Origin of the sequence: Granulicella mallensis MP5ACTX8, assembly GCF_000178955.2 — a bacterium.
Taxonomy (GTDB): domain Bacteria; phylum Acidobacteriota; class Terriglobia; order Terriglobales; family Acidobacteriaceae; genus Granulicella; species Granulicella mallensis.
Map to the genome: position 1 here is coordinate 3,011,128 of NC_016631.1, position 11,892 is coordinate 3,023,019.

Consider the following 11,892-nt stretch of genomic DNA (forward strand, 5'->3'; position numbering starts at 1 on the left):
CAAGGTACATCCCGATCCGTTTCACCATGCGATCTAACGGAAGGCTCAAGGCAGGGTTCGCAAAAGCACGTCCCACGAGCTGAGGGCTACAGAAGTTTGAGATGATTCTCAGGATTGCAGGAGATTTTGTTGAGTATATCCGAGCGTTGTTGGTTTCACATTGCGAGACGCAAGCATAGTCTTCTCCCGTGAATCAAGAACAACGGTGTGTTCCCGCATCTCGGCTACCACACAGCATCATTCTCCGAACCGGTTAGAGAAGTCTGCGTGCGGCCTGGACAAGAACGCCAGCAGTAGCCCGCTGAATACGCCCAGCCAATCCAGAAGGACGTCAGACCACTCCATCGGCATTTGGAAGATCAGATGTTCCCCTGACTCTATCCCCAGGGCGAAAAGCACCAGCCCAAGAAAAAATAGAAGCCGATTTCGAGAAGTCTTCGGTGTCATCACTCCTACGAAGCCAATTGCCGCGAAAGCCAGCAAGTGTCCTAACGGATGAAATCTTCCCGTGGTGTGCAAGGCATGTTTGTCTCCCTCCGGCAGGAATGAAACGACGGCGATCAGAGCAACCATCGCAGCAAGGGCAGTGCCAAAGACAAGTTTTCTTTTACTTAGTTGAGACATCTCTTATAAGGATACCTGTTAGGTCCCGAACTCAGAAAGATCATCAAAGAGTGTCACAGGAGCCCAGCATGAAGAGAAAGCTATGATCTTAGAAAAAGCTTCCATTGTCTTCTATGGAAGAGGCATTCCTCTAAAATTTAAGCTGGAGTGACATCTTTGCGCCGGATGATCCTCTTCCGCCTGTTCCAGGAGCGCGTAGACCACCAGCCCCACCAAAGTTCCCAGCTCCGCTATCGCCAGCCAGTCCAAAAGATCCAGCGCCAGCGCCGCCCATACCTTGGGAAAAGCTCCCTCCTAGCATGTCTTTCATGGAGAGATGGACGTCGAACATCGAAGTCTTGAGCGGAACGATCACCCCTACACCGCCCGTTGAGGCTTGATTGTTTCTGGATGCCGTGTTGAACGGGTTTCCAGAAGTTCCACCAAAGGCTGCGCCAGTCGAGCGCATGGAACTACCGTCTGAGGGAAACAAAGAGAAGTCGCTGCCCCCTGTTGACTTCATTCCTCCGGAGTCGAGAGGAGAGCCAAACCCCTGGCCTCCCGACCCATGATCTACTCCGGCGAAAGACAATCTCGGCAGAGCAAACTGGAATTTGATCCCCGAAGAGGTCGTTTCGGTGAAAGATCGCGGCAAGCCAAAAAGGTTTGATCCACCCGGTCGCGATCGTGAATAAGCGCCAGATCCAGATAGGCCCGCTCCGGGCTTCACTCCGGAGTCCATACCGGCAGAAGCAGATGCCGGGTCAGGCAGATTTTGTTGCGTCGTATCGGTCGGTGCCGGAGGCAAGGAGCTCTGGGCGCGCAGAAGTGCGGAGCTCGAAAGGACAAGTGCGGTAGCCAGCAGCACGGTATGTTTCCTGCGGTGCCAGGAATGAGACGGTGTCGTGCAAGAAAGAGCTCCCAATCTGGTTACCTCCCTGCGCAGGTGCATGCCGAACACATCACTGCTTCGATAGACGCGATCTCCTGGTAAAAGTTTCCTCTGGTTTGAAGATGAGCGATAGCTTCGACCTGCGATCGATGCCGTTTACGGAGTCATCGTAATGGTTCGTCCGGTGCGTGCAGACTCCCGGGCCGCCTCAAGAATCCGCATGACTTTGACGTTGGTCTCCGTCCCGGAGAGATCGTTCTGATCCTGGATCTGACCATGCAGCACGGCCGCAAGATAGTTCAAAGGATCATTCTGCGGTGCCGAAAGAAGCGTTGCGGGCTTGAGCGTTTCGTCAGTCTCACCAGTGAGACGCACTCGCACCTTATCGCGCTTCAGCGTATCGACATAGCCCGTTGCACCGTAGACTTCCATGTCTTTGCGATCGTACGGCCAGTTCCACGAGCCTTGAATGATGGCCTGGGTGTGGGGATACGTAAGCAGGATGGTGCTGTCGTCATCTACCTTGGGATAGATCTCCGGCTTGATGTGCAGTGTAATGGCCGTCACTGTAAGTGGCATCTCTCCGTGCATCAGCCACGTGGAGAGATCGACGCCATAGCAGCCGAAGTCGAAGAGCGCTCCAGCGCCATTTTCAACGGGGTCAGTGAGCCAGCGGAAGAACTCCGGGGAGACGCCGGTCTCCTTGGGCCCGCGGTGGCCGTCGTGAACGACGATCTTGCGCAGGTCGCCGATCTTCCCGCTGGCAAGAATATTTGCCGCTTCGATGTTCGAGGGAAACCAGGTGGTGGCATAGTTTACAAGCACAGGAACGTGATATTCCTGCGAGGCCCGTTGCATGGCCAGAGCGTCGTCAAGCGTGGTGCTGAAGGGCTTCTCGACCATGGAAGCAATATGATGACGTGCCGCCATCTCGACGGCTGCGCGATGAGCGAGCGGCGAAGTGTAGACGAGGATCGCCTCAGGGTGAGTATGGTCGAGCATCTCCGCCTCGGAGGTATAGAAGAGGTTATCGGGGAGATGGAAGAGCACTTTGTACTTCTCGCGCAGTGTGGCGTCTGGCTCTGCGATGCCGACTAACGTGACCTCGGGATGAGTCGGAAGAAACTTCAGCAGGCCTGCAGTATGGCCATGAACCAGGCCAACGAGAGCGATACGCATCGGAACTGGTGTTTGTGCGCTGGCACACGGCTGCAGCGTTGCATAGCTCAGCAGCAGCGCAAAAAGAAGGGCGGGACAGGTGCGAAGAAGCTTGTGCATACGGTAATCCAAGACGTGCAGTGCAGAAGTGTAGAGAAGGAAGTTGTGTCGCAGTGGAGGTTAGGTTCTCCGCTGCGACACAAAAGCTGAAGCGTTATTCTGAGGCGTGATTCTGCAGCTTCCAGTCCACACAGCTATGGAAGTCGGCATCGCTCATCGAAGGCGGAGGCGTGACCGTACCCCAGGCGGAGGGAGCCGGTCCCATGGTGAGAACCAGCGTGGCTCCATCCTTGATCTGTGCATGACGGAACCACGCGTTCGGCAGATCCACTCCGTTCAAGGTGGCGGACTGCACATAACGATTGAGCCCATCCCCATCGAGGTTTTTCGCGACGATGCGGAACTTCTTGCCGTTGCCCAGCGAGAGCGAAGCGTCAGGAATGCTCGGTGTGCTGATCAGGTAAACATCCTGACCGGCAACCGGAAAGATGCCCAGCGTGGAGAAGATCAGCCAGCTAGACATCGCGCCTGAATCGTCATTGCCGGGAATGCCCGCGCGAGTATCAGTGAAGGCCTTCTCAAGAGTCATGTGAACGATGTCGGCAGTCTTATCGGGACGTCCGGCATAGTTGTAGAGCACGGGAAGCATAAAGCCGGGCTCATTCGTGACGTCGAAGTGACGGCGCAGGAACGTCCAATCGAGGCGACGGACGAACGCTTCATTGCCACCGGCCAGTTCGATCAGGCGGCGCATATCCTGCGGGGCATAGATGGAGTACGTCCAGATATCGCCCTCATAGAAGAAGTCCGGCCACGTGCCGCGAACAACAACATACGGTGCGGCCCAGGAGCCATCCGGATTGCGTGGCCGCATAAAACCCCTGAAGCCTTCGACCGTCATGTCCTTGTCCCACAGGTTCGCGAAGTTATGCGTGCGGCTGGAGTAGAGCGCAGCCTCCTTCGTCTTGCCGAGCCCGCAGGCTACTTCGGCAATAGCGAAGTCATCGTAGCTGTACTCCGCCGTGCGCGAACCCGCACGCTCGCTGGCCAGCGTGACATAACCCTTCTGGTTGTAGTCCTTCAGCCCACCTCTTCCCTGCTTCTGCGGATCGGCCGGAGGCACCTCTGCATCGTGAACCATGGCGGCAAAGGCTGTCTCGAAGTCGATACCTTTGAGGCCTTTTACGAAAGCATCGGCAACAACGACGTTGGCGTTGGAGCCGCCCTGGGTGCGTCCGTTGTCATTGCCGCTGCGGGCGTCGGGCATGTAGCCCGTATGGCGATAGATGTCGATGAGCGAGCGGATAATATCGCGCTGGCGATCGGGAGAGATCATCGTAAGCAGAGGGCTTGAGGTACGGAACGTATCCCAGATGCAATAGAAGTCATCGTAGTAAGGTTCGTTGGATTTCCAGCCAGGGTTCTCGCCAGTGCGATCCGTAGGCATCAGCATGACGTGGTACATCGCCGAATAGAGTTGGTGCCGCTGAGAATCGTTCTCGCCAGTAAGACTCAACTTCGCGAGCTCCGTATTCCAGAGAGCTTTCGCCGCGGCATGAATGGTAGCGAAGTTCCACGCGGGAACCTCCTGCTGCACGTTCTGCTTCGCCTGCTCGGCGCTGATGAAGGAGATTCCTACCTTGGCCTGAATCGCCTGGTTGGCCTTCGTCGTGTAATCGAACGTAGCGCCGATAGGAGTGCTGTTTCCGACGGTAGCGTCTTTCGCATCGGAGAGCGTGCTTCCGGTCCAGGTCTGCGTCGCCTCGGCCGGTGTGTCGAGCACCATGTAGTAGTAGACCTTGTACTCTCCGCCGCGATTCCAACCGCCGATGAAGCGCGCTACGCCCTGCGCCTCGTGGTTCGAGGTAAGGTGAATCTCCGCTCCGAGAAACTTCTGTGCCTGCCAATCATTCCCGAGGCCCAGGGCGGCGGCCACGTTGATCGTAAGATGCGACTGCTTGGAGGCTGGAAATACATAGCGATGGAAGCCGACGCGGCGGCTGCTGGTCAGCTCAGCCTTCACCTGGTAACGCGTGAGCTTTGCCGCATAGTAGCCGACTTGGTTGACCTCGTCCGTGCGTGGAGTTCTGATGTCGTCCAGCTTGAGTGGACCGGTGACAGGCGCGACGAGGATGTTGCCGTACTTGCCCTGCGCGCCACTGAGGTGCAGATGCGAAAAGCCGAGGATGTTGCCATTGCTGGAATAACCGAAGCCGGAGCGGCGGCCATCGAAGGTCTCCATGTCAGGGCCGATCTTGACGAGGCCGTAAGGAATGGCGGAACCAACAAATGTATTACCGCCCCAATCTACACCGATGAAGGGATCGACGTTGTGGGTGTAATCCACTGTTGGCTTGGTCACGGTCTTTTGCGTTGAGACAGACTGCCCTGTCATGGGCGCAGCGAGCAGCAGAGCGCCGAGCGAGAGCTGTATCGAACGCCGAAGGATGAATTGCATCTTCCCTTGCATCATGAATCGTTCCTTGAAATAGCTATTTGCAACCTGATGACTTAATAAGACTATCGGGGCCTGTTTGCACAGGCCCCGACACTATCCAGCAAAGGATAAGTCTCTAGAACGAATAGCGAAGGCTGGCCTGCATCGCACGCTGCCCCGTCTTACTGGTGACTCTGCCGAAGGCCGCATCCGTGTAAGTGGAATCCGGAGCGGAGAGGTTGGGATGGTTGGGAAAGTTGAAGGCATCGAACCGGAAGGACAGGAACTGATCCTTGTAGGTCATGAACCGCTTCTGCAAGCTGGCATTGAAGCTGTCCTGCCCAGGACCATAGAGGATGTTGCGATTGTGCTGGGTGGTAAAGGTACCTTTGTTCGGCAATGTAAAGATCGAGCTGCCGTCGGGGTTCGTGGTGTTGAACCAGAAGTTGGAGTCGGTTCCGTTGGAGAACTTACCGTTGCCGCGGAGATTTGCACCAGGGGTGATCTGCAGGAACTGACCCTGGAAGCCCGCACCGACACCGGCGACATCCTGTGTCGTTAAGACTTCGAGAGGTGTACCCGTCTGGAACTGGTAGGCCTGCGAGAGCTGCCAGCCGCCCAGGGCTTCATTCGCGATACGGCTGTGGCTGCGGAAGGGAATGCGATAGACGGAGTTGAGGACGAGTACCTGGCGGACGTCATAATCAGCCGTTCCGCAGAGGCCTTTGGTGTCGTCGGCATTGGGGAGAAAGTTCTTCTGGAAGGAACCGCAATCTCGCGAGTGGGCAAAGGTGTAAGCAACACCGAAGCCGAGGCCATGGCTGAAGCGATGGTTCACGTCGATCTGCAAACCCTGATAGAACGCGGTATCTCCCTGGTAGACCTCGGTGATGGCGGCATATCCCTTATACGGGCGGTAGGCGTTGACGCCGTTGGTGCCTGTGGGTAAATAGGCGCTTCCCGCGGGGGCCTGGTTGACGTCCGCTTCGAACTGCTGATGCAGCGCGTGACGACCGACGTAAGAGATATCGGCGACAGTATCGAAGCCTAGTTCGCGCTCCACCGAAACGTTCCAGATGTAGGCTTCGGGCTGGGGCGACTGCTGGTTGATCTCACCCGCCAGCGTTGGGTAAGAGCCTGTTGCCGCCGCTGTTCCACCAGGGTTGTCCGCACTGCCGCCGGAGATGGAAACGACCTGCTGCAAGGGGGCAAAGCCGCCCAGGAAGACGCTGTCCGAGGTGCCCTGACGGCTGGTATACCGGCCGAAGCCCGTGCGCAGAACGGTCTTGCTGTTCAAGGAGTAGGCAATACCGACGCGAGGCTGCAACAGCAGCTTCTGCACATGGATGTAGCCGCGAGGCAGGTTGTGGAAGAGATTGTTGTACTGCCCCGTCGACGCGATGGCGACATGGCCGTTTGCGCTGGAAGGAAAGCCATTGCCAAAGAGAACGGTACCGTCCAGAGGATCTCCGCTACCGGCAATAGGATTACCGGTAGAAGGGTTTACCTGCACGGCCGTGTTGGCGTTGTAGAAGGCCGGATCAAAGGTGCCGGCGTTATTCCAGAGGCTGTAGAACGGGTGGATGCTGCTATAGCGAATGCCGTACTCGAGGTGCAGCTTGGGCGTGGCCTTCCAGGAGTCCTGTGCAAAAATCTCGAACATATTGGCACGGCTGGGAGTCTCGTTGCGCGGTCCAATTTCGGAGTAGGTATTGAAGATACCCAGTGCCGCGTTGGCGAGGTCATACCCTGTACCGCCTGACGTCAGGCTCGAGAAGTCGAACTTACCGTTCTGATTGTTGGTCTGTCCTGTAGTGCCGTTGGAGAAGGCGATCTGGTCATCGTCGTTCTCGCCCGCGCGTTCGTACAGTCCACCAGCACGCAGGATGTGGTTGCCGATGATGCGCGTAAACGTATCGGCGTAGTCGAAGATCTCGCCCTGCGAGTGCGAAGGATAGGTGCTGCCGTCCAGCGTCGTAATGCCAGTAGTGTCGAACGCAATCGTGGGGATCTTATTCGGAAGGTCCTTCCCCTGCGGGAAGAGATAGGGATAGTTGATACCGTAGGCTGCACGGTTATAAGTGCCCGTAGAGGTATCGATGCTCAGACGCGCGGCATCGTGGCTGGCCGTGAACAGTACCTCGTTCGTGGTGTGGGGGCCGAAGGTATGGACCCAGTCGAGCGAACCGGTCTGGTTCGGACGGTTATAGATACGAGGAACGATGTCGTAGTTGGAGGTCGCAAACGGGTTGACCTCGTAGTAGAAGAAATGGATGAAACGGAAGCGGATGTAATCCTTATCCGTCGGGATGATGTCGAGGTTGCCGCTGTCGATCTCCTGATGAATCGGATATCTTGCAGTCTCCAGCAGGTTGTTCGCGCCGATCTGGAAGCCGGGCGTCGGCGTCGGGAACGCGGTAAGCAGACCTACGCCATTCGGGCTGAGGCGAGATTGAGGAATGATATTGCCGGGAAAACATCCAGGACCGCCATTCGCAACGTCGCAGACAAGGGGTGCCAGCTTTGGGTCTGCGATGTAGTGATTGGTCTTCGGGTTGCCGGTAATCAGCGAACTGAAGTCGCCTGTTCTGAAGGCCGCATTGGGCACCGCATCGGTTTCTGTGGAGAGCGATGGGTTATGAACAAAGGCCTCAGAGTATAGGAAAAAGACCTTGCCCTTGGGGAGAACTTTCGGGACATAGAGCGGTCCGTCGAAAACAAAACCAAACTGGTTGAAGGTGAACGGCGCTACAGAGTTGGTTTTGAGCGCGGCTGGATAATTGGGATTTGAATTGTTGGCGTTATCGTTGCGCACCCAGCTATTCGCGTTCAGAACTGGGTTCTGAAGATACTCATAGATGCTGCCGTGGAAGTGGTCGCCACCGCTCTTGGTGATGATGCGGATCTGTCCGCCAATCGATCGGCCATACTCTGCCGGGTAGTTGGTGGAAAGAACCTGAACCTCCTGCACGGCGTCCAGATCGGGGGTGCCGACCGAGTCGCCGCTGGCACGGATGCGGACGGCCACCGCGCCGTCATAGGTCAGCAGGTTGTCGCGTTCACGAGCACCATTGATGTTGATAGCGCCAAGTCCCGTGCTGTAGCTCTGTGTCGAGACGTTACTGGTGATACTGGTAATACCAGCTTTGGTGAGTGCAAGGTAGATAGGATTGCGTCCATTTAGCGGCAGGTTATCCGCCTGGCTGCTGGTGATCACTCTTCCCAGTGTGGCGGTGTCGGCCTGCAACGTCGTCTCTTGCGCAGTCACTTCGACCTGTTCCGTATTATTGCCGACGGGGAGCATGACATTGACCGTGGCAGGGAGCGAGGGATCGAGGTTGTTATTCGTCTTCGTTACAGTGCTAAAACCCGGCGCTGTAACCATGACGGTATATTTCCCTGGCGAAAGTCCGGCGATCGTATAAAACCCCGATTTATTGCTCGCAGTCTTATGCACCGCGCCATTGAGTTCACTGGTGACGGTGATAGATGCCTGGCCGATCTCCGCGCCGGAAGGGTCGGTGATTGTGCCGGCGATCGAGGAGTTATCGGACTGTGCCCATAGAGCAGTCGGGCGAAGAACAAACATGCCAGCAAGCAGCAAAAGCATGAGAGAGATAGGACCAAAGCTGGATGTAACGCGTGACAGTCCTTCGATCAGAAACTTCGCGGCGAAAGGCCTGCGGAACCGTTCGTTGGGGCTGGATAGCGGCATAGACTTTCTGAACACAGGTGCCTCCTGGGCAAGTGAGTAAAAATCATTCAGGACAAAGCGCTCCGGGAAAGACTCGGATGGATCGCTATAAAGCCGATAGGTGTCAGGGCCGAATTTAGGTTTTCTTACTTCGTGCTCGATGGTTCAAGTAGCGAGTCCACACAGCCCGCAGGTGCCGTCACAGGATTGCAACGCGCCACGAGTCCGTGTGGCAGACCAACGAAAAAGCCCGTCCATTGCGAAGGCTCGGAAGAGGGATAGTCCGTGCTCAACATCTGCGCCCCGCTGGAAAGCGCCAGCTCGGTGCGGGTACGGTCATTGGTACGAGCCTCTTCCGTACCATCGTCCGTACGTGTGCGAATCAGGTAGCCCTGCTTGGCGAGCGCATCGATCTCCGCCTTCGTTCCGCTGTTCTCTTCCGTAAAGGCTGCGTCCGGAGCACCCGGGGTGGCATTGGTAAAGATCACGCGTCCGCGAAGCGAGGGATGGCCCTCGGTGTAAACCGCCTCTACGGGCCTCTGGTCCATCAGAAAGACGACCTTGCCGCGGGCTTCCGCCAGCGTGGGCCAGCCACCGGCTTTCTTGCCCAGGGTGCCGCTTCCACTGGCGAGAACGGCATCGAGCAGAGTGTCATAGCTGCCCCGAACCTGGTCCGGAGTGACCATCTCTTTTTCCGTAAAGACGGAACGTATCTCGGCGTCCAGCGCATCGAAGGTCGCAGAGGTGAACGGCTCTGGTCCGTGGGCCGCTGGCGGTGCGCCAGGTCTTCCCTGCTTCGTCTCGACCAGGATGAAGATCGGCACATGCCGGGGATGCTGCTTCGACCATTCTTTGATCACCGTCAGGCAGGCGACGAAGGTATGGCAGGAGCTGCGCTGATCAAAATCCAGCACGTGCATGACCTTGAAGCCGGGCTTGTCCATCTCGTGGTTCGGATCGAAGTCCGGATCGGCAGGCAGACCCGCTGCCGCAACCTTATCGACGATAGCCGGGTGGGCATAACGACCGCCCTTGGTATCCGCATAGACGTCGATCTCCAACTGGCGAACTCCACCGGTGAGCTGATCCGGGAGCGGCGCGTGCGCATAATCGAGTGCCCGCATGGCCTTGGGGTTCTGCTGTTCGATGAACTTCCGCTCACTCGGCGCGATCCCTGTGTGGTAGCTGTTGTGGCTGCCGATCACCTGAATCTGGTTAATGCGCAAGGTCCGATCCTGCCTGACAGCTGTTGCCTGTTGCGCCACACCGCAGAGCGGAACCATTGCGATCAAGGAGAGTGTTGCCAGAAGTTTCGTCATCTCATCCATCTTTCTGTCGTCCTGAAAGGAACTCGCAAGCCGTCGGGTTGATTGCAGCCACTGAGATCGGAAGAAACTTCCGGCTCCTGGAGACGCATCTTCGCCAAGTTCTTTCTGTCACCCGATTTTCTGCGGGCTGGACCTGTTTTGTTAGGGGGTTCCACGGTGTAAAACGGGGAAAGTCGGGTGAGGTGGAAACTTCTATCTGTTGGAATAGAAAAGCTTGCAGTAGCCATTGGAAAAATATTTTGATGTTGCCGTAATTAGCTGTCATCTTCGAAAGATGCGGATTAACTTTCCCGTAACATTGGAAACTCCTGTGTGCGTGTCTACTTATCACAGTGGAAAAGACTTCAATTGGCAGATCGACAGCAAGTTCCAATGCCAGACCGTCATTGGTTAAGGTGGCTGCCAAAGATCGTGTCAGTCTTGAAGAAGATCCGCGCTGGCAGGTCGCCAGACGCCTCGTTGCGAGCAAAGGCTTTGCCAAGTCCAGATTCCTTACCAGCTTCATCCTCTATATCTGCGAGAAGCATCTGCTCGATCAAGGCGACGAGATCAACGAGCAGCAGATTGGCGAACATGTCTTTGAGCGTCCCCAGGGCTACAACCCCGGAGACGACAACATCGTCCGCAACTATGCGCGCCTGCTGCGGCAGAGACTCGATGAGTACTTCACCGGAGACGGTATCGACGAGAAGATTCGCATCGTCGTTCCCCGAGGAGGCTATGTTCCCCTCTTCGTAGAAGAAGGCACGATGGTGGGAGAGAGCAAACCAGGCTACTCAGCCGTTGAGCCGCTGCCTCATGGCCCTTCTCTGCAAGAGGACAAGGAACCCTTTCCGGCATCGTCGAATACGCCGGTGACGGCTGCCCGGTCGTCCTGGGTACTCAAGGCTCTCTGTGCGGTATTGTTTCTCGCGCTGCTCTTTGTCCTCGTTCGCGATGCTCACCTGGTTAAGCCGCCGCAAACGGCAACGAACCGCTTCTGGAGTGTGTTCTTCAGCCCAACGCGCGATACCCTGGTGGTTCCTGCCGACAGCGGTCTGGCCATCTATCAGGATTTCAGCGGAAAGCACACTCATCTGGCGGAATATGTTGCCGGGGAGTATCACAAGGACATCTCCGCCCCAGCCGGCATTCGTCCGGAGATCGTGAATGAGTTGGGAAGCCGCCGCTACACGAGCGTTGTCGATCTCAATCTTGTTCTATCGATCTCTCAGCTTCCCTCTGTGGTAAGAAATCGATTCAAGGTGCGCTACGCTCGCGAGGTAACACTGGATGACCTCAAACAATCCAATGTCATCCTGCTAGGCTCGCTCGATTCCAACCCATGGGCAGAGCTCTTTCAGAAAGACCTGAATTTTCAGTTCGAGTGGCCGCAGAAGGCGAACAATGTCGTCATTCGCAATCTCCACCCGCTGGCTGGGGAAAAGGCGTATTACGAGACGAACCAGACTGACCCCTCACACAGCACGTTTGGTGTAATCGCCGTCACGCCAAATCTGGATGGAACCGGGCACGTCCTTCTTGTCGAGGGGATTAATATGGCCGGCACGGAGGCCGCCGCAGACTATCTCTTTAGCGATGCTTCAGCCGCACTGTTGAATCAGATATTCGACGCAAAGGGTAACGTGCTTCCGTTTGAAGTGCTGCTGGAGACAAGCAATATCGGCGCAAATGCCCCTCGCCCCGTGATCATCTCCCAGCGCATCGCGCGAAGATAGCC

General features: G+C 56.6%; 7 protein-coding genes. 1 reads left to right on the forward strand and 6 read right to left on the reverse strand.

Annotated features, from left to right (window positions below):
• Window positions 1-237 precede the first annotated feature (237 nt).
• From ACIX8_RS12350 to ACIX8_RS12375, 6 genes are all read right to left on the reverse strand, one after another.
• Window positions 238-624 carry a hypothetical protein gene (locus ACIX8_RS12350; protein WP_150110587.1) on the reverse strand — a complete coding sequence of 129 codons (387 nt, stop codon included), beginning with the start codon at window positions 622-624 and terminating at the stop codon, window positions 238-240.
• Between the two features lie 130 nt (window positions 625-754).
• Window positions 755-1,471, reverse strand: coding sequence for a hypothetical protein (locus tag ACIX8_RS12355; protein ID WP_044176658.1), 717 nt, complete (start codon window positions 1,469-1,471; stop codon window positions 755-757).
• 180 nt (window positions 1,472-1,651) lie between these two features.
• The gene (locus ACIX8_RS12360) at window positions 1,652-2,773 is read right to left on the reverse strand and encodes a Gfo/Idh/MocA family protein (protein ID WP_014265678.1); all 1,122 of its coding nucleotides are present in this window, start codon (window positions 2,771-2,773) and stop codon (window positions 1,652-1,654) included.
• Between the two features lie 94 nt (window positions 2,774-2,867).
• Window positions 2,868-5,186: a GH92 family glycosyl hydrolase gene (locus tag ACIX8_RS12365; RefSeq protein ID WP_014265679.1), complete on the reverse strand. Its 2,319-nt coding sequence runs from the start codon at window positions 5,184-5,186 to the stop codon at window positions 2,868-2,870.
• Between the two features lie 100 nt (window positions 5,187-5,286).
• Window positions 5,287-8,880, reverse strand: a complete 3,594-nt coding sequence (locus ACIX8_RS12370; protein WP_014265680.1) for a TonB-dependent receptor — start codon at window positions 8,878-8,880, stop codon at window positions 5,287-5,289.
• A gap of 110 nt (window positions 8,881-8,990) precedes the next feature.
• A complete protein-coding gene (locus ACIX8_RS12375; RefSeq protein ID WP_014265681.1) occupies window positions 8,991-10,172 on the reverse strand; it encodes a phosphatidylinositol-specific phospholipase C1-like protein in 1,182 nt (393 codons plus the stop codon).
• A 395-nt stretch (window positions 10,173-10,567) separates the two neighbouring features.
• On the opposite strand from ACIX8_RS12375, the gene ACIX8_RS12380 reads away from it, so the two are divergent.
• On the forward strand, window positions 10,568-11,890 hold the full coding sequence (locus tag ACIX8_RS12380; RefSeq protein ID WP_014265682.1) for a hypothetical protein: 1,323 nt from the start codon (window positions 10,568-10,570) through the stop codon (window positions 11,888-11,890).
• Window positions 11,891-11,892 lie beyond the last annotated feature (2 nt).